Here is a 20,038-nt window from a genome sequence, read left to right as displayed (position 1 = left end):
TAACGTACGTAGTTTCACATGGACATTTTACCTGATTTTATTTTCCTTCCCGTTCTTACTCTTTTCTCGCGTTCAATATAAATCCAAATGTGGTACCCACATCTAATTTGCTCCGGATATGGATGCTTTGGCCATGCGCTTCAATAATGTGTTTACAAATAGCAAGTCCCAGCCCGCTGCCTCCTTCTTTTCTGCTCCTGGCCGCATCGGTCCGGTAAAATCTTTCAGATATACGCGGAATATGCTCTTCGCCAATTCCAATGCCATCATCGCTCACTTCTACCAGCACATGCTTTTCATCTGTTATATATGCACTGGCGGTTACATTACCGTTGAACTTGCCGTATTTTATGGCATTGTCTGTAAGATTAATAAGCACCTGCCTTATTTTTTCTTTATCGGCAAAAACAGTAATAGGTGTTTCGCAGCCTTTCTTTATGGCCAGTTTTATATCTCTTTTAGCTGCCAGCAATGAAAGGGAGTCAAAAACCTCGCGTATAAGATCCTGTACTACAAAATTTTCTTTATACAATATTTGTTCACCACTTTCCAGCCTTGTAATGGCGTCCAGGTCGCTCAGCATGTTTACTAAGCGGGTGGTATTTTTGGAAGCGTTATTCAGAAATTTTGTACTTACCTCCGGATTTTCGATCGCTCCGCCCAATAAGGTTTCTATATATCCCTGTATGGCAAAAATGGGCGTTTTTAACTCGTGCGAAAAATTTTGTAAAAACTCTTTGCGGAAAGCCTCATTTGCTTTTAACACTTCTATTTCTTTTTTCTTTTGCTCCGCCCATTTTTCTACATCTGCGCTTACTTCATCCATGCTTTTTTGCGGAAGCAGGCTTTTGTAATAGAACTCCTCTCTTTTGCTGGCTTTTGTTTGGTAAATGAATTTATAGATGAGCTTTATTTTGCGGTAAATAAATCGTTGAAGCGTATACAATATGAGCAGGTAGCTTCCAAGCATCACTATACCAAAAGCCAAAAAAAACACCCACCATAAGGGCTTCAGAAAAAATATGCCGGCGGCAACCGGAAGCGCGATAAAGAAAGCCGTAAAACCCGCCAACTGACCGGGCGATATATTTTTTGTAGTGAGCATACCGTAAAGTTATGATTAGTATTCGGGCAATATTATTCCTCCGCTTTATTTTGGAGGCGTTGCTTTAATATACCTAATTATATACAGCCGGCAAAAAATAATACATAACATGGTGCGGGTTAAGGGCTTGAGTAGTTTTTATATTATAATCTTATACCCTACTCCCTTTACGGTAATGATGCAATCTATGCCGAGCTTCTGGCGTATTTTTCTGATATGTACATCAATTGTTCTGTCGCCTACAATTACTTCGGTTCCCCATATCTGGCTTAAAATTTCGTTGCGGAGGAATACCCTCCCTGGTTTAGTGGCCAGCAGGTGAAGCAGTTCAAATTCTTTTTTGGCTAATATAACCTCCCTGTCATCAACCAGCACAATAAATTTCTGGGGATCAATCGTAATATTTCCTGCCTGCAAAATCTTATTATTTTCAGGCTGCTGTATTCTCCTGAACAGGGCGTTTACTTTGGAAACTAATATCTTGGGGCTTACCGGTTTGCTTATATAGTCGTCTGCGCCATATTCCAGTCCCCTGACATGTGATAGTTCATCATTTAAGGCGGTAAGAAATACAATAAGCGTATCGTGGTAGGCGGGCAATGCACGTAGTGTTTTACAAACTTCCATGCCGTTCTTATTAGGCATCATCACATCCAGCACAATCAAATCGGGTTTAAAAAGCTTTGTCTTGTGTAGCGCCTCCTCTCCGTCCTTTGCCGTAAGTGTTTCGTACCCCTCCCTTCTCAGGTTATAACTGATAATTTCCAGGATATCCGGCTCGTCATCAGCTATCAGTATTTTTTTCCCTTTCTGATCCATTAACAATATGTTTACGCAAAAATAATCCCGGCGGGTATACGCACCTAATAGCCCGGATTATGAAATTGTTAATCCATTTTCCGGTTTTGGCACTAAATTCTCCCGGTTAACGTTAGGTGGTAGAGCTATTGGTTAGCTTAAATACATACCTTCCGTTATGAACCAGGCAGTAACCTCCTTCAGCTATTATCCTTAATTTTGCAGCAGTTCAACATACTATGTATAAAACGATATTTACACTTCTATTACTGTTTCTTTTTGCCGGAGCGGCAACCGCCCATCTTGATACTTTAAAAAAGAAAGTAAATATAGCCCGGATTCGCTATCATGAAAATATTGAAAAAGAGCAGCAACTTGCCCTTCATTTTAACGGCGGAAACGGCGAATGGGTTAATGCCTCTGCAAACAAGGCTGTTAATGCATTGGTTACGCATGCATTAATAAAAGAAGTAGATATTTTAAAAGATTCCATAGAATCGGGTACCCGGATTGATCACAGGCTAAAAGTGAAATACCTGAGCGGACTGGAAAATCTTCTCCGGGGATTCAATACCGGCTGGCGTACCAGAACCTTCCATGCGGCACTTGCGGAGGAATTGATAGAAAACTATAAAGCCCTGATGGCAGCGGATATTAAAAACCAGGATATTCGCTCTATTGTACAAAATGCTTCCTATGAAGTGGGCAATATCAATATTAACGGCAGCGGAAGCGCCATGTATGAGAACCAGGGGTTTGAGGCGTCCAGGATCATTTTGTTCAGGAAATTCTGCCAGAAATATCCTGATAAAACGCTTGCCATGCTGGAGCAGTATTACCACGTTCCTTTTGCAGATAGTCTTGTAAAGGCGGCGGCCTACCGGAACCCCAATCAGCTATACGATTACGCCGCGGCCACGCGTACCCAGGCAGGCCGCCTGATCAGGAGAAATAATGATTCGCTTGTTAGGGCTATAGTGGCCATTGCCAGCAGTAAAAGCGGCCAGCAGTATTATCCTTTTCTTGATGAAATTGTACACGGGCGCTTAACCATGCCCGATATATTTCATGCTATGGATGATAACCTGCTGTATTACCGTTTGCTGGTGAAAACGCAGGTTGGTTATGCAGAAAGGCTCATCAAAAAAGATACGCCGCTGGCTTACGATAAATTATTATTTAAGCTGCAGGACCGGGCTAAAAATGTATTTATAGACCAGGTTAACGCCCTGCACGATCTGCCGGACAATGCCAGGTTTAAAATTACCGATCCGCTTACCCCGCAGGAATTATATTACCTGATTGTTTTGGGAGAGGATGTCATGTATACATCGAGCTATAAAGGCGTATTTAACCGCATGATGCAACGTATGGCTGTTCCTTCAGGAGATAGCTTACTGATGAGCGTCAGGTTTGACCGTTTTAAGAAATTCATCAGGCTGGCTGCCGGGTATAATAAACTGGATGAATTTTTGCAAACCATGCCAGACAGTAATTCGCAGCGTTTAATGATGGCTTTTGTGAGAGGGCTCGAAAAAAGCGGAACCCTTGAAGACGCGGTGGATGTGGCGGATTCGTACGGGAGTATAAAAAACCCATTGGTAAAAAAGCTGATAGACCAGGAAATTGAAAAGAACCTGTTACAGGCTCAGCGCAAACACGAAAAAAGGGCTATCGCCATATATGATATTTTACAAATTATTTTCCAGTCATCACAGGATAGTACGATTGATGTTTCCGCGAAACTCAATATACCGCCTGTATACCGTGTGAGCTATAAAGATCTTTTAGATGATAGCGGCCGGATTGTACAACAGGTTTTCTTTTATGGAGACCAGGATGGGAAAGAATCCTATACCAATTTTATGACGATGTTTACGGGCGCCGACTGGAAAGTGAAGCGTAATGCCGAATGGGTGGAAATAAAATCAACCAGGGGGAAACCGGTTTTTATTTATGCTAATTTACCATTAGATTATGAAAAGGGATTAGACTCTATAGCTCAAACGCACCTGCGCCAGTACCTCGAAAAAAATAATCTTGAACCCGGTATAACCATACACAGGGGACACAGTTACTGGGTGGGGTCTACTATCCGGAACCTTCCTCCCTCCTCTAAAATAGTTATATTAGGCTCCTGCGGCGGATTTCACAACTTAGACGATGTGTTGAAAACATGCCCCGATGCGCATATTATTTCTTCAAAGGAAGTGGGTACAAGAGTTATCAATGAACCCATTCTTAAAGCCATCAATGACAATCTGAAAGAAGGGAAAGACGTTGAATGGCTGCCTATATGGAAAGACCTGGCCGCCCAGTTTCCAACAGGCGATGCTAAAGAAAGGTTTGATAATTATATACCGCCTTATAAAAACCTGGGTGCGTTATTCATTAAGGCCTATACAAAGCAAATGGGTAATATAGAGTGAGGGTGAAGAAAGCAAATAATACGATAAATTCAAATCCGAAGCAGAAAGGTCAAAATTCGAACCTAAAGACCAAGAGTGCGGTGAGCGGTCAAAAGAGAGCGTATTCATCCTGTTGTTAGTATTTACGCACCTGACACCTCCATTTTAAAAAATCAGCCATCCCCCCAAAAAATAAGTTTCTTTGCATTTTCGTAAAATTCAACAGCAACATTATGTGGCAAAAGCTCGGGAAATTTGTATTGCGTTATCGCCTGGCGCTGTTAGTTGTACTATTTGGCAGTACTGCTTTTATGCTCTATCATGCTTTGAAGGTGCAAATCAGTTACGAATTTGTGAGAACCATTCCTGTTGATAACCCGCTGTATAAACAATACCTGGCTTTTAAAAAACAGTTTGGCGATGACGGGAATATGCTGGTTATTGGCTGCAAAACGGATAGCTTATTTGAAAAAAAAGTGTTTAATGATTACACCGGGTTGTATAAGGCATTAAAAGCGGTAGATAAAGTGGAGGGTGTGCTGAGTGTGGCCGGGGCGGTTAACCTCGTTAAAAATGACAGTACCCTAAAATTAGATGTGCAACCGGTATTCCCTCGGCAGGTATTATCCCAGCACAACCTGGATAGTGCTGTTGACGTTTTTTATTCCCTCCCTTTTTATAAAGGATTGCTGTATAACCCTGAAACAAAGGCCTATCTTATAGGTGTACGTATCAATAAAGATGTGCTGGGGTCCAAAGCAAGGGAAAAAGTAATTGCACAAATAGAATCCCTGGCTTACCATTTTGGCGAAAAACATAACATTGATATACATATCAGCGGACTGCCACTTATTCGCACCAACATGGCCATTAAGGTGGAAAAGGAAATGCGCTGGTTCCTGGTTGGATCCGTTTTAATTTCTGCTGTAATTCTCCTGTTGTTTTTCAGGTCGGTGAGCGCTACGGTGCTTTCATTGGGGGTAGTAATAGCAGGTGTAATATGGAGTATGGGTATCATGCATCTTTTTGGATATAATATTAGCCTGCTTACGGCATTAATACCTCCGCTTGTTGTGGTTATTGGTATCCCCAATTGTATTTACTTTCTCAATAAGTATCATACGGCATGGCTTCATACGGGGGAGAAGCACAGGGCATTAGTGGAAATGGTAAGCCGCATGGGTATTGTAACTTTGTTTTGTAACATTTCTGCCGCTATCGGGTTTGCTGTATTTGCTTTAACCAAAAGTGCTATACTAAAGGAGTTTGGTATGGTTGCCGGCATTAGCATAATGGCTATATTTTTTATTTCGCTGGCTGCTATTCCCGCTGTGTTAAGTTATTTACCTGCACCCAAAACCAGGCATATACAGTATTTGGAAACCAGGTGGCTGGACGAGGTGCTTACCCGTGTAGAAAGCTGGGTATTCAATCATACCAAAATAATTTATATAGTTACCGGTTTGATTATTGTGTTTTCCATTTCAGGGATGTTCCGGCTGGTATCGGTGGGGCATATGGTTGATGACATACCCCAAACCGATAGAATTTATACTGACCTGAAATTCTTTGAAAAGCATTTCAAAGGCATTATGCCCTTAGAGATTATTGTGGATACAAAAAAGAAATACGGCTTTGTGGGTATGAAGGCGCTGGATATTTTTCAGAAAATAGATTCGCTCTCCCGGTACATTGCTGCCAAGCCCGAAATGGCCCGGCCTTTATCGCTTGTTGAAGGGTTGAAATTTGCAAAGCAGGGGTTTTATGACGGCGACAGCGCCAATTATGCATTGCCCAATGCTTTTGACGGTGCATTTGTAAATGACTACCTGAAAGTGAATAAAGGAAGTGATAATGCCGGCAATACATTTCAGCAGCTCATGAACGCTTTTATGGACAGTACCCGGCAAAAAACCCGTATTAGTGTTAATATGGCCGATGTAGGGAGCAAAAAGCTGCCGCCCATACTGGCCGATATCAAAAGAAGATCGGATGAGCTTTTTGATTCAACAAAATACAATGTAGAGTTTACCGGTACCAGCGTTACATTTTTAGAAGGAAGCCGTTTTATCATCAGCGGTTTACAGGAAAGTATTATGTGGGCCTTTCTGCTCATTTCCCTGTGCATGCTTTATCTTTTTAAATCGGTAAGAATATTGATTTGCTCCCTCATCCCCAATATTGTTCCGCTTATGCTTACTGCCGGTATTATGGGATGGGTGGGTGTTCCGCTTAAGCCATCAACGGTTTTAATATTCGGTATTGCTTTGGGTATTGCCATAGATGTAACCATTCGCTTTTTGGTAAACTACAGGCAGGAACTGCCGGCAAACCATAATATGGTAAAACCTACTATCCTGCAAACCATCCGCCATACAGGTATCAGTATTATTTATACTTCCCTGGTATTAATTGCAGGTTTCAGTATTTTTATTTTCAGTGGCTTCGGCGGCACCAAAGCGCTCGGGTGGCTTACATCGCTTACGCTCCTTTCTGCTACGGTAACCAACCTGGTACTACTGCCCGTGTTGCTGGCTATTTTACATCGGCCAAAGCAGGCAAAATCTATGTAAGTTTCCCAAAGGAACCCGGTTGGGCTGAATAGCATTGCTGCGGATCATTTAAATTAAGTGTAAATGGAGGCAGTGTTTTTAATGGCCACCCCGCCGGATTAACGTTCTTTGGCCGGGAGCAGCATAACGGCTTAAAAGCAGCAAAACCTTATGGATTGTTGTCTGAAAGTGTATACAGTATTAAATTTTGAAAATTTAACAAAAATTTTATTTTCTCAATTCTCTGTATCTTTACAGCTTCATTTAAAACAAAAAAACATGAGAAAAAATTTATCACTGCTTACTGTGCTATTGCTATTTTCGGTAATAGCGTGGTCTCAAACAAAAACGGTAACCGGCCGCGTTACCGATGAAAGTGGCGGCCCGGTTCCCTTTGCTACTATAACAGTAAAAGGAACCAGCACCGGGGTTGCAGCAGATCAAAGTGGCAATTTCAGTATTACGGTACCCGCTAAAGCAATACTATCCATAAGCGCCGTGGGTTTTGAGGAACAGGAAGTGGCGGTTGGAAATCAGACTAACATAACGGTTAGCTTAAAAGCGGCTTCCGCCCTGCAGGAAGTGGTGGTTACCGCTTTAGGAATCAGGAAAGAAAAAAAGAGATTAGGGTATTCTATAACAGAAGTTAGTGGCGATGATATTGAAAAATCGAAAGAAACGAATGTAATAGAAGCTTTAGCAGCGAAGGTTCCGGGCGCGCAAATAACAAGCAGTGGCGGCACTCCGGGCGCTTCTTCTAAAATATTATTAAGAGGCAACTCTACATTTACGGGGAATAATTCTCCTTTAATGGTTGTTGATGGAATACCCGTAGATAACTCTACCTCGCAGCCCATTGGCGCGGATTATCCTTTTAACGTTAATCTTTCGGGCGTAAACGAATCCAATCGTGGTATTGATATTAATCCTGCCGATATAGAATCAATATCTGTTTTAAAGGGACCGGCAGCCGCTTCCTTATACGGCGCACGGGGAGGTAACGGAGCTATCATTATCACCACAAAAAAGGGACGGTATGGAACGGGCAGAAAACTTGGTATTACGGCAAGTTCAAGTGTTGAACTGTCTAAAGTTAATAAGCTGCCCGAATACCAGAAGGAGTATGTTCAGGGCAATGGTGGCGTTTATAGTAGTGGGACACCCAATAGTTGGGGACCCAAAAAAGAAAACGCGGGATTACCCATTTATGATGATAAATACGGGCAGTTCTTTCAAACCGGAACCAATTATACCAATAATATAGCAATAGACGGAGGGAGTGAAACTTCCATTTTTCGTCTTGGCATTGGTAATTCCCAAAACAAAGGGATTATACCCAATTCAAAATTCAACCGCACAAATATTTCCTTTTCTGGAGAAACCAAATTGAAAAACTGGCTAACGGTGGGCGCTTCCGCCAATTATGTTAATTCGGATGGCAGAAGGGTTCAAAACGGAAGTACAACCGGCGGGGTTATGCTAACATTGCTTCGTACACCTATTAACTATAATGTTGATGACTACATTGATCCCTTAACAGGAAGGCAAACGCAATATTATTCTGTTTATGACAACCCAAAATTCACCGCATATAGAAATCCATATACAGATAATACAAATAGATTATATGGAAACGTCTATACTACTATTTCAGTTTTAAAGGATTTAAGCATTGACTGGAGAGTGGGGGTTGACTATTATAATACCGATTCAAAACAGATATACGATTTGTCTTCTACGGGAAATGACGCTGCCGATGGAACAGGCCAGCTTAACTTATCCAATAATGCTAACCGGCAAATATCTTCTAACCTAAATGTGAAATATAAAACATTTATAACCAAAAATTTAGAAGTTAATATTTTAGGTGGTTACAACCTTTGGGATAACCAAAGTAAATTCTACTTTCAAAGGGGAAGCCAGTTTCTGGTTCCTAACTTATATAACCTGGGGAATACGGCAAACCTGTATGGCAGCAATACCGAAATATATGAACAAACCAATGGCTTATATGGAGAAATTGGTTTTAACTATAATGCTTTTCTTAACCTGACTGTTGCGGGAAGAAATGACTGGACAACAGCATTCGGCAGGGGAGGAACTTCTGTATTTTATCCAAAAGTTGACCTGGCATGGATATTTTCAGAGCATATTCCTGCTAATGATATCCTAAGTTATGGCAAGTTAAGAATGGCCTATTCTGATGCCGGAACGGGTCCTGACCCTTATACATACAGTAAGCTAACTTATTTTATAAAACCGTTTATAACTGATGGGGCTACAAACGGGAACTCTTTTCCTTACCTGGGACAAGGCGGTTTTGCACCCTCCAATGTTCAATATCCGGGAGGATTAATTCCGGCGCATGTAACCGGAAAAGAGATTGGATTAGAACTCCGCCTTTTAAAAAACAGGGTTTTTATAGAAGCAACATATTATAACCAAATTTCCAAAGACAATATACTTACCAAGCCTGTTGCACCCAGCACCGGGTACCAGTATGAAATTGCTAACTCCGGCGAAGTGGAAAATAAGGGGTATGAGCTTGCATGGGGATTTGATGTAGTAAAAGGAAAAAATGTGCAGTGGAGCATTGGTGGCAACTGGAGTAAAAATATGTCTAAAGTATTATCCCTGGCAGACGGTGTAACAGAAATTCCCGTGGAAAGCGGTTTTAGTGAAATTGGCGCGTATGCTATTGTAGGCCAGCCATATGGTGTATTTTATGGTTCAGCCTGGGAGCGTAATGCGGAGGGAAAGATTTTGGTGCTTGATGATGGAAGAGCGGTAAAAAAAGAAGTGCAGGTTGGTATCGGAAACCCTAACCCCGACTGGCTGATGGGCATTTCAAGCAATCTAAACTTTAGAGGAGTTGCTTTATCCGTTCTTTTTGACATTCGCCGCGGAGGTAAAATATGGAATGGCACATGGGCGCGTTTACAAAGGATTGGAGTAACTGATGAATCTGTAAATCGCGAGCAGGAATATGTGATAGATGGCGTGTATGCGGACGGTACCGCAAAACCCGGAGAAAAAAATACGAGTCCTGTTTCCGCTGTTTATTATTTCCAAACCTTTAAGGGTGATGGAGGTAACTATGCGGCTGAAAATGCCATCCAGGATGGATCATGGTTTCGTTTAAGGACCGTAAGCCTTGGGTATAGGTTTAATTTTACCAAAGCATCCAGCGTAATTAATTATTTAGATATCGCTTTTACCGGAAGAAATCTCTGGCTAAATACAAAATATACGGGTGTTGATCCTGAAACGAGCCTTACCGGTGGCGGATCGAACCTTGGCGGATGGGATTATTTTAATAACCCCGGAGTAAAAAATTATGGAGTTACGCTGAAAGTGGGGTTATAATTTCTTAAATATCCCGCCTCTTTGCTTATCTATCAATTTAAAATTTAATAAAATGAAATACGCTGAAATAAAGGGAATAAGCTTAATAAGTATCTTGTTTATTTTGCTTATTGGCTGTAAAAAAGATGATAAATATTTTGTTAGCCCTAACGACCCAACTTCCGCAACGCTTCCAACCTTATTGGCAGCTTTAGAAGTTTCCACTATAAACAGTTATGAAGGCGACCTTGCCCGTACCGCAGGTATGTTAGTTCAACATGGCGTTGGTGTAGAGGGGCAGGCAACGCAAGTGAATGGGTATACCCTTTCAGAAAATTCATTCGATAATCAATGGTCGCAAATATACCAGGCTATAAATTCAGGCGATCAGTTATTAGCGATTTCAGGGGGAGATGAGAATCCCCGTTACCGGGGGATAACCAAAATAGTGATGGCCATGAACTGGGGACTGCTTACCGACTTATGGGGAGACATTCCTTATACTGAAGCGGTTGCGGGAATAAAGTTTCCCAAATATGATTCACAGGAAAGTGTGTTGGCAGGTATTCAAACCTTGTTATCAGAAGGGATTACTGACCTTGCATCAGCGGCTGATCAGAATGCTTTTTTGCCGGGGGCTGACGATATTATTTTTGGAGGAGATGTTGAACTGTGGTCTAAAACCGCGTGGACGCTAAAGGCCCGTTATTTAAACAGGCTTTCCAATAAAAGCGACTATAATCCAACAGATATTTTGGATGCTTTATCGAAAGGTATCGCCAGCCAGGATGATGATTGTATGGGTAAGCATGGCGATGGAGATAATGACCATAACCAATGGTACGATTTCTTAAATGAAAGAGCGTATGTCACCGCTTCTGCCCCTTTTGTAGATTCCTTGTTATTGCGTCCTGCTGATACACGTATTTTTTATTATTTTGATTCTTCCGGGTTTGGTAATACCGTTGTAGGCAGCCCGGTAGCGGTACCGGAAGTAGATGTTTCTTACTGGGGTTCTTACCTTGCAGCAGGAGCAAATACACCAACTCCGCTTGTTACCTATTTTGAAGCGCTTTTTATTAAAGCGGAAGTATTGGCCCGCCAGGGAAGCGCCAATGCTGCTGATGTTTTAAATGATGCTATTAAAGCGTCTTGTAAAAAAGTAACCGCCGGAGCATATGATGGTTCTTCCATCGCCACTTATACAACTGCAAATACCACTGTAAGCAGGGTTATGTACGAAAAATGGCTGGCTATGTTCGGGCAGGTTGAGGTATATACTGATTACAGGAGAACAGGGTATCCTAATTTAACACCTAATCCGTTAGGGGCAACAAGCGGCCATATTATTCCAAAGAGATTTCCTACTCCATTGACAGAACGTACGACTAATACCAATGCGCCTACACCTGCTATTACAGATCCTGTGTGGTGGGCGCAATAATTGCTATATACATACATATAGCAGAACGCCTTACCTGCACTTAAAGCTCATTTAATATTAAAAAAAGACCGTTGCAAAACGGTCTTTTTTTAATATTAATATATCCAAAGTTTTGCTACACTACCACCAGTTCATAAAACCTGTCCGGGTGGAGGTATTGGTTGGCTAATTCCTGTATCTCTTTAGCCGTAACGCTTTTAATATCGGCAACAGATGTATAAAAATAATCTTCGTCCAGCTCATTCAGTATAATGTTCTTCCATCTGCCTATAATATGGAATGGGCCGTCAAGATCGCCCAGTATAGTTCCGATGAGATAATTCTTTACCAGCAGCAATTCTTCCTCCGGCACTGTTTTTTCACGCAATACCTGCATTTCTTTATACACTTCGCTAATGGTGGCTTCACAAACTTCTTTGCCGGCTTCGGCACTGATCATCCAGGCTGTTTGCTGCATGTGGTTTTGTATATAGCTGTGTATGCCGTAGGTATACCCTTTATCTTCTCTTATATTGCTCATGAGCCTCGAACCGAAATAACCGCCAAACAGCGTATTCAGTACCTGCGCTTTGGTAAAATGCGGGTCATGCCTGCCGGGGAAATGACTGGCTATACGAATGGCGCCCTGGATGCCTTCCTTATCATTAATGATCCGGTATTTTTTTTCTGCAGCGGCTTCTGCAGGGTGGGTGATATGCGGTAACTGCGCTTTGTTTAACGGTAAGCTTCCGAAACTTTCATTCAATAGCCATTCAATATTATGTGGCAGTTGGCCGGCAACAAATATAGTGCAGTGCCCGTTTACATAATACTGATCAAAAAACCGGCGGAGTTGTTCCGGCTCCAGCGCGTCATATGCTGTGGCAGAGCTGTATTTGCCATAGGGATGATTAATACCGAACAAATACTCATCAATTAACCGGTTAGATACAAAGTCGCATTTCTTAAGGTTTACCTCAAGTTTTTGTTTCATGTTTTGCCTGTAAATATCCAGTTCCGTTTCAGGCATAGCAGAATCGGTGATCAGTTCCTGTATAACAGGCAATAGCTCATGCAGGTGTTTGGTTAAACTGTGCAGGCTAAGGATAGCGGTTTCATTATAACAGGCCCGGTTAAGGTAGGAGCCGTAATACTCAAAGTGCTCGTTAATGCCGAACGCGTTCCTGCCGGAAGTGCCGTTCTTGAGCATGTGATTGGTAGTGGAAGCAACCAGGTTGTTAGGTTCATACCAGTTACCTGCTTTAAAAACCAGCTCTAATTGTACTACCTCTTCGGCACCCGCATCAATGGCATATACAGCCACACCGTTGTTTAAAATAAATTTCCGGAAAGGCTTTAATTCAAGCGTATAGTCTATTGCGTCTTTAATTGCCGGTACCAATTGTCTGTTCACCATACTAAAAGCTTTCTGTTTTAATGATTACCGAAGTAATACATGGTACTACTGTTATTGGGGTCAAACGTTAGCACCGCTTCCCGCTGCAGCTCTGCGGCGGTAACCAGCCGGTACCTGTCTAACTCTTCATTGATCATGTTGGTATTACCCAGCAGGGCGTAAAAAGAAAGGCTGCCTGCCCTGTTCATCAAACTCATGTCTTCAAAAGCAATCAGGCTTTCCGTTTTATTTTTTACTTTCTGTAATTCTTTTTCTTCAACAGGGGTATCTTTTATTTTTTGGAGTTCCGCCTCTACGGCCGCTTCTGCCTCTTCCATTTTCACTCCCTTCACTAATTTGCCTTCAATGGCTGCCAGCCCGGCGTCTATGCTTCCAAAATGATAACAGCCAATATTACTGAACAACTGTTTTTCTTTTACCAGCGATTGAAACAGCCGTGAGGATCCGCCGCCGCTCAATATTTCTGTAAGCAGGTCCGTTGCATAATATCTATGGTCTGTGCGTGAGCAAATATGCCAGCATTTATAAAATGCGTCTACAGGCACATTAGCGTGAACTTCTAATTTGCGCGGAGCGGTTTGTTCGGGCTCCTGCGGAAGATGACGGATGTATTTTTCCCCGGAAGGAATATCACCGAACCATTTTTCTGCGAGTTGTTTTACCTGTTCAGTGGTAACATGCCCCGCTACCGTAAGTATGGCATTTGCCGGGCGGTAGTGCTTAAAGAAAAAGCGCTTAACATCATCCAGCGTTGCGTTTTCAATATGGCTAAGCTCCGCTCCAATGGTCATCCAGCTATAAGGATGCTTTTTATAGGCAAGACTGCGCATTTTATGCCATACATCGCCATAGGGCTTATTGAGGTAATGCTCTTTAAATTCTTCGCTTACTACTTTGCGTTGTGTTTCTAAGCTTTTTTCGCCAAAGGCCAGGCTCAGCATCCTGTCGCTTTCTAACCAAAAAGCGGTTTCAATATTTTCTGCGGGCAACTGGCAGTAATAATTGGTAAGATCGTTGGTGGTATATGCGTTATTCTCTCCTCCGGCACGCTGCAGTGGTTCGTCATACGATGGTATATTCACAGAGCCGCCAAACATCAGGTGTTCAAACAAATGCGCAAATCCTGTTTTTGCAGGATCCTCATCCCTTGCCCCAACATCATACATTACATTTACTACTGCCATAGGTGTGGCGTGATCTTCATGCACCACAACCCTTAATCCGTTTTGCAGAACAAACTGTTCAAATTGTATCATAGTTAAAAATTCCTGTAGCTTAGAAAGGATTGCAAAATTAGGAGGAATATATGGAAAATGGTTTTAAATCAGAGAATGCTGGCAGGTTTCAGCGTAAGCACAACAAGACTGTCGCTGCGGTTTACAATAATTTTTATTTTTTGACCGGGCACCTGCAGCAGGTTTTTATACGCTTGAATATTATTGGAAAGGTTATTGCCCACGCTTACTAAAATGTCGCCGGTTTTAAATCCTGCTTCCTCTCCGGGTGAGCCGGTTATTACATCTTCCACCTGTATTTTGCCCTCAACAACATAAATACCTAAACCCGTGTATGCGTAATCGAAGGGAGAACGGTAATGTGAATTAGGGATAAGATGTATTTCGCGCCTGGCATAGTTAAGCGTTACATTAAAGCGCCGCAGCAAATCATTTCCTACCAGGCCTGCCAGGTAGGGATAAGCCGTAATGTTATAGATATCTTCAAAAATATAGGTAGGCACGTTACGAAAACGATAAGGACCTATCCGCACTTCCTTTACCGTGGTTAAGCGCATCTCCATTTTACCGCCGAGGCCTTCTGCCTGTGTAAGCACAGGCGTCTTGTTTGGATTGAGTACAGCGCTGTCCCTGCTAAAGCTATCGGAAAGCAAAAAGCACAATCCTGCCCCGGAATCAAAATAAAATCTCGAATTAAACCGCCTGTCATCTCTGAAATCTGCATGCATAATAGGGATAGAAGTGAGCAAAGGCTTTAAAATGTAGCCGCCACGCTGGTATTTAAAATCTCCCTGCGAATATACCGACAGGAGCAGGTTATCATAATCAAGATGAACAATAAACCGGCTGAAAAAACTGTATCCTATTATACCATCTATTTTAAAACCGTATACACTGGAAAGAATTTCATAGTCATTTACATGAAAATTAAGACTGTCTAATGATAATCCGGGTAAATGAAGAGTGGCATTGTATAAAAAATTCACTTTGCGTATACCCGCTATGCCGCGTATGGTTCTTTCTGATGGCTGCGTGGGTATGGATAATGCGCTTACGGTAGCGGAATCAAGCGAGATGCCGCCACTTCCTGTGTCTAATATAAAATTCAACGTATCGGGATAATGATTTACGCGGGCCTGGATGATGACCACACCGCCGCTAAACTGCTGAAATTTGAATTGAGTGATGAGCTTTGCAGGTTCACCTGAAAAGGATCCCTGGCTGGCAATAGGTAACGTGCAGGATAGCAGAACGATAACAAATAAAAAACAGGCAATTATTTTTTTCATATGTAGTTCATAAATTTAATTCTTTTTGTATAGAAAATCCGCCCGTTCATCATACATAATCTTATTACTTTTGCAAATACAGGCTGGTATGCCTGTTAAGACTATGCATTACAGTGCTATGCTCATTTTTTACGTGAAGAAGCTATAAACTATGATGAATGTTGGAGATGTTTTACAAAAAGCGCTGCAATTCGGGTTCCTTACAGTAGAAGAGGGAATGTTTTTGCATGAGAACGCTGCGTTAACGGAACTCATGTATACGGCCGATGAAATGCGCAAGCTGCAAGTTCCTCATGGAAAAGTTACCTGGCAGATAGACCGCAATGTAAATACCACTAACGTATGTATTGCTAATTGTAAATTTTGTAATTTTTACCGTATTCCGGGTCATGCAGACGCGTATATAACGGATATGCCTGCCTACCGCAAAAAAATAAAAGAAACCATTAAATACGGAGGCGATCAACTGCTGCTACAGGGCGGGCATCATCCCAAATTAGGCCTTGATTTTTATACCGGTACCTTTCGTGCCATAAAAGCGGAATTTCCCGATATTAAGCTGCATGCGCTTGGTCCGCCTGAAGTGGCACATATTTGCAAGCTCGAAAAAATGAGTCACCACGATGTGCTGAAAGCATTAAAGGAATCAGGACTCGATTCTTTACCGGGCGCCGGTGCGGAAATATTAACAGACAGGGTGAGAAGGCTGATCAGCAAGGGAAAATGTGGCGCGCAGGAATGGCTTGATATTATGCATGAAGCGCATAAATTGCATATCACTACCAGCGCCACTATGATGTTCGGTCATGTAGAAACCCTGCAGGAAAGATTTGAGCACCTGGTAAAGATCCGTGAAGTGCAAAGCAGGAAACCTGCAGACGCGAAAGGGTTTTTAGCGTTCATTCCGTGGACTTTTCAGGATGTGGATACCTTGCTTACCCGCATACGTGGTGTACATAACCTTACTACTGCAGAGGAATATATACGCATGATTGCACTTTCCCGTATTATGCTGCCCAATATAAAAAACATACAGGCCTCATGGCTTACGGTAGGTAAAAAAACAGCGCAAATTTGTTTGCATGCAGGCGCCAACGATTTTGGCAGCATTATGATAGAAGAAAATGTGGTTAGCGCTGCGGGTGCGCCTCACCGGTTTACCTACAAATCCATTCAGGATGCCATACGGGAAGCGGGCTTTGAACCACAACTGCGGAACCAGCAATACGGATGGCGCGAGATACCTGAATTAATTGAGGAGCAGTTGATTGATTATTAAAAGTGAAAGGTCAGCAGTGAGAAGTGAGTGGCATCTGCAGTTGATGGCAGACTGGAAGCCATAGCATATACAGTGATGTTACAGCTTCCACAAATATTTTATTCCCACGCGTTACGCGGTTCATTTAACTGGTTGTCAATATCAGTCGGAGGTTGCCTTGTCATTGCCCCTTTATATTTGGCAATCTAATTGTGGGTTGCGTTTTTTCTTTTCCCATGCAGGAACTCACCACTCACCACTCAGTACTCACCACTTCTTATTCACTCACTACTAACCTGAAACCATTGCCGTGTATATTCACTATTTCAATATTGGGGTCTTCCCTAAGGTATTTTCTGAGCTTGGCAATATACACATCCATGCTTCTTCCGTTAAAATAGGTATCGCTGCCCCATATGCGCTTTAATGCAATTTCCCTGGGCAGCAAATCATTTTTATATTCTGCCAGCATTTTCAGCAATTCATTTTCTTTGGGCGATAAGGTTTGTGTTTTTCCGGCAATAATGAGCTCCCGTAGTTTAGGATTGAAATGATAGTTGCCCAGATCAAATTCTATATTGGCGGCATCCTTGTTCAGGTCGTCATTGCGTTTAAGTATGGCTTTAATTTTCAGCAGCAGTACCTCACTGTCAAAAGGCTTGGTTATATAGTCGTCCGCCCCTAATTTATAACCCTGTATAATATCTTCTTTCATTGTTTTTGCTGAAAGGAAAAACAATGGAATGTCAGGATTGATGTCCCTGATCTCTTCCGCCAGCTTAAAGCCATCCATGTTAGGCATCATTACATCGAGCAGGCAAAGCTCAAACTTTTCGCGCTGAAAAGCAGCCAACCCCAGGCGTCCATCCCTTTCTAATGTTACATCGTAATCGTTGAGCTCAAGATAATTTTTCAATACCAGCCCCAGGTTCTGATCATCTTCGCATAACAATATTTTGTGCTTTTGTGCTTCCATAATTCAAACATTTAGTGACAAATAAATATAATTAGTTTCCGCTTCATGATAAAAAGCGAATAATCTTTTGTTAAAAGGTATTAAATATACGAATCTTTATTTTTGCAGCTAAATATAAAAGATCATGCGGTTAACACCGGAAAACAAATTTAAAAAGCTGATTGTAATAGGAGACAGGCTTTTGATAAAACCCCTGCAATCTGATCAAAAAACTGCCAGCGGCTTATATCTTCCGCCCGGCGTGCAGGAAAAAGAAAAAGTGCAGCAGGGCTATGTTATTAAACATGGGCCGGGTTATGCAATTCCAATGCCTGTTGAAAGTGAACCCTGGAAAACCGAAGAGGAGCAGGTAAAATATATTCCACTCCAGGCAAGGGAGGGCGACCTGGCCATTTTTTTATTAAGCGGGGCAACCGAGGTAATGTATGAAAATGAAAGGTACTTCATTATTCCGCAAAGCGCTATATTAATGCTGGAAAGAGAAGAAGATATATAGGAATAATTATAGCCGGATTCCCTTAATCCTTTAACTTTCCTGAAAATTATTACTATGCCCGATAAAAACGCATTTATACCATCCGTTAATGCCGGTTATACTTTTAAGGGTGAAAGCTTTGTATTAGGCGCTGCCATGCTGGATGGGCAAGTGCTGAGTGAAGCCATTGTTCATTTGCCGCTAAAAACAATGAACAGACATGGATTAATAGCAGGCGCTACAGGAACAGGGAAAACCAAAACGCTGCAGGTTATTGCGGAAGGATTAAGCAACGCCAGCGTGCCAGTATTGGTGATGGACATTAAGGGCGATTTAAGCGGTATAGCGGAACCGGGTGTACTTAATGATAAGATTAAGGAACGGTACGGTAAAATGGCGCTGGAATATGTTCCCGCATCTTTTCCGGTTGAACTGATGAGCCTCAGCGAAGAGAAAGGCGTTCGGTTACGGGCTACAGTTAGTGAGTTTGGTCCTGTTCTAATTTCAAAGATACTCGGATTAAACGATACGCAACAGGGACTGGTGGCGCTGATCTTTAAATATTGCGATGACGGGAAAATCCCTTTGCTTGACCTGAAGGATTTTATTAAAATGCTTCAGTATATCAGCGATGAAGGAAAGGCTGATATAGAAAAGCAATATGGTAAAATATCTACTACCAGCACGGGTACTGTATTGCGGAAGATTATAGAGCTGCAGCAGCAGGGCGCTGATGTGTTTTTCGGGGAGCCTTCTTTTGAAGTGGATGACTTAATGCGTATTAGCGATGACGGCAGAGGGATCATCAATATTCTTAGGGTAACAGACATGCAGAACCGCCCCAAGCTGTTTTCCACTTTTATGCTGCAGCTACTTGCTGAACTATATGCGGTTTTACCTGAAGCCGGCGACTTGGATAAGCCGAAGCTGGTATTATTTATTGATGAGGCCCACTTAGTATTCCAGGAGGCAACAAGTGCCTTGCTGCAGCAAATAGAAACCATTATTAAGCTGATACGCTCAAAAGGGGTGGGTATTTTCTTTTGTACGCAAAACCCGCAGGATGTACCCGCATCCGTTTTAAGCCAGTTAGGTTTAAAAGTGCAGCATGCTTTGCGGGCATTTACTGCCGCCGACAGAAAAACTATTAAGCAGGCAGCGGAAAACTATCCCGAAACTGCTTATTATAAGGTAAACGACCTGATAACGGAGCTGGGTATTGGCGAGGCATTGGTAACCATGCTCAATGAAAAGGGAATACCCACTCCCCTGGTACATACTTTACTTACCTCGCCTCAGTCGAGAATGGATGTATTAACAGATGCGGAGATTGGTACGTTAACAGCCCAGTCTAAATTAGTAAAAAAATACGCGCAACCGGTTGACCGCGAAAGCGCTTATGAAATATTATCCGCCAAATTAGATGAAGCAGAAAAAAATTCCGCTGAAAAAGCCATAACCAAACCTGCTTCAAAGCCCGAACCTTCTGTTATTGAAAAGGTTTTAGATAATCCTGTATCAAGGCAGGTGCAGAGAACGGCCGCTGCTATTATTACCAGGAGTTTATTAGGCGCGTTGGGATTAGGAGGAAGGAGCAGTTCAAAAAAGAAAACAAGCTGGTTTTGAACACTTTAAGAAATCTTCATTAAGAAAAGATAAAAAGATATACCATTTTTAATAAAAGCCTTAAAGGTAAGTAGAAGAAAATATTAAGTGAATACCACTAAAAGGGTATTGTTGGAACAAGTATCCTTGTT

The 20,038-nt window shown here is 42.1% G+C and carries 13 protein-coding genes; 7 read left to right on the top strand and 6 right to left on the bottom strand.

Annotated features, from left to right (window positions below; translation table 11 throughout):
• Positions 1-55 precede the first annotated feature (55 nt).
• A complete protein-coding gene (locus VL121_RS13835) occupies positions 56-1,105 on the bottom strand; it encodes a sensor histidine kinase (RefSeq protein WP_325406278.1) in 1,050 nt (349 codons plus the stop codon).
• Positions 1,106-1,243: 138 nt separating this feature from the next.
• Positions 1,244-1,924 (bottom strand): response regulator transcription factor, encoded by a 681-nt coding sequence (locus VL121_RS13830; RefSeq protein ID WP_325406276.1) that lies wholly within the window; start codon positions 1,922-1,924, stop codon positions 1,244-1,246.
• Positions 1,925-2,142: 218 nt separating this feature from the next.
• Here VL121_RS13830 and VL121_RS13825 point away from each other — a divergent pair, with 218 nt between their 5' ends.
• The 4 genes from VL121_RS13825 (at position 2,143) to VL121_RS13810 (ending at position 11,652) form a co-directional block, all read left to right on the top strand.
• Complete coding sequence (locus tag VL121_RS13825) at positions 2,143-4,332, top strand: hypothetical protein (RefSeq protein ID WP_325406274.1); 2,190 nt, start codon at positions 2,143-2,145, stop codon at positions 4,330-4,332.
• Between the two features lie 212 nt (positions 4,333-4,544).
• The gene (locus VL121_RS13820) at positions 4,545-6,884 is read left to right on the top strand and encodes an efflux RND transporter permease subunit (RefSeq protein ID WP_325406272.1); all 2,340 of its coding nucleotides are present in this window, start codon (positions 4,545-4,547) and stop codon (positions 6,882-6,884) included.
• Positions 6,885-7,142: 258 nt separating this feature from the next.
• Positions 7,143-10,229: a SusC/RagA family TonB-linked outer membrane protein gene (locus tag VL121_RS13815; RefSeq protein WP_325406270.1), complete on the top strand. Its 3,087-nt coding sequence runs from the start codon at positions 7,143-7,145 to the stop codon at positions 10,227-10,229.
• Positions 10,230-10,281: 52 nt separating this feature from the next.
• Positions 10,282-11,652: a SusD/RagB family nutrient-binding outer membrane lipoprotein gene (locus VL121_RS13810; RefSeq protein WP_325406268.1), complete on the top strand. Its 1,371-nt coding sequence runs from the start codon at positions 10,282-10,284 to the stop codon at positions 11,650-11,652.
• Positions 11,653-11,767: 115 nt separating this feature from the next.
• On the opposite strand, the gene VL121_RS13805 is transcribed toward VL121_RS13810, so the two are convergent.
• The 3 genes from VL121_RS13805 to VL121_RS13795 form a co-directional block, all read right to left on the bottom strand.
• A complete protein-coding gene (locus tag VL121_RS13805) occupies positions 11,768-13,048 on the bottom strand; it encodes a M16 family metallopeptidase (protein ID WP_325406266.1) in 1,281 nt (426 codons plus the stop codon).
• Positions 13,049-13,065: 17 nt separating this feature from the next.
• Positions 13,066-14,304, bottom strand: coding sequence for a M16 family metallopeptidase (locus VL121_RS13800; protein WP_325406264.1), 1,239 nt, complete (start codon positions 14,302-14,304; stop codon positions 13,066-13,068).
• 68 nt (positions 14,305-14,372) lie between these two features.
• Positions 14,373-15,572: an aspartyl protease family protein gene (locus VL121_RS13795; RefSeq protein WP_325406262.1), complete on the bottom strand. Its 1,200-nt coding sequence runs from the start codon at positions 15,570-15,572 to the stop codon at positions 14,373-14,375.
• Positions 15,573-15,723: 151 nt separating this feature from the next.
• Here VL121_RS13795 and mqnC point away from each other — a divergent pair, with 151 nt between their 5' ends.
• The gene (mqnC, locus tag VL121_RS13790) at positions 15,724-16,851 is read left to right on the top strand and encodes a cyclic dehypoxanthinyl futalosine synthase (protein ID WP_325406260.1); all 1,128 of its coding nucleotides are present in this window, start codon (positions 15,724-15,726) and stop codon (positions 16,849-16,851) included.
• A 256-nt stretch (positions 16,852-17,107) separates the two neighbouring features.
• Here mqnC and VL121_RS13785 read toward each other — a convergent pair whose 3' ends face one another.
• Positions 17,108-17,806, bottom strand: coding sequence for a response regulator transcription factor (locus tag VL121_RS13785; RefSeq protein ID WP_152269359.1), 699 nt, complete (start codon positions 17,804-17,806; stop codon positions 17,108-17,110).
• Positions 17,807-17,930: 124 nt separating this feature from the next.
• Between VL121_RS13785 and VL121_RS13780 the strand changes: the two genes are divergently transcribed.
• Together VL121_RS13780 and VL121_RS13775 are read left to right on the top strand one after the other, a co-directional pair.
• Positions 17,931-18,302, top strand: a complete 372-nt coding sequence (locus tag VL121_RS13780) for a co-chaperone GroES (RefSeq protein WP_325406257.1) — start codon at positions 17,931-17,933, stop codon at positions 18,300-18,302.
• A gap of 54 nt (positions 18,303-18,356) precedes the next feature.
• Positions 18,357-19,907: a helicase HerA-like domain-containing protein gene (locus VL121_RS13775; protein WP_325406255.1), complete on the top strand. Its 1,551-nt coding sequence runs from the start codon at positions 18,357-18,359 to the stop codon at positions 19,905-19,907.
• The last annotated feature ends 131 nt before the right edge of the window (positions 19,908-20,038 follow it).

The sequence above is a fragment of the Agriterribacter sp. genome, assembly GCF_035497235.1.
Lineage (GTDB): Bacteria > Bacteroidota > Bacteroidia > Chitinophagales > Chitinophagaceae > Agriterribacter.
Note: the sequence above shows the minus strand (reverse complement) of the source record. Positions and strands in the feature narration are given on the sequence as shown.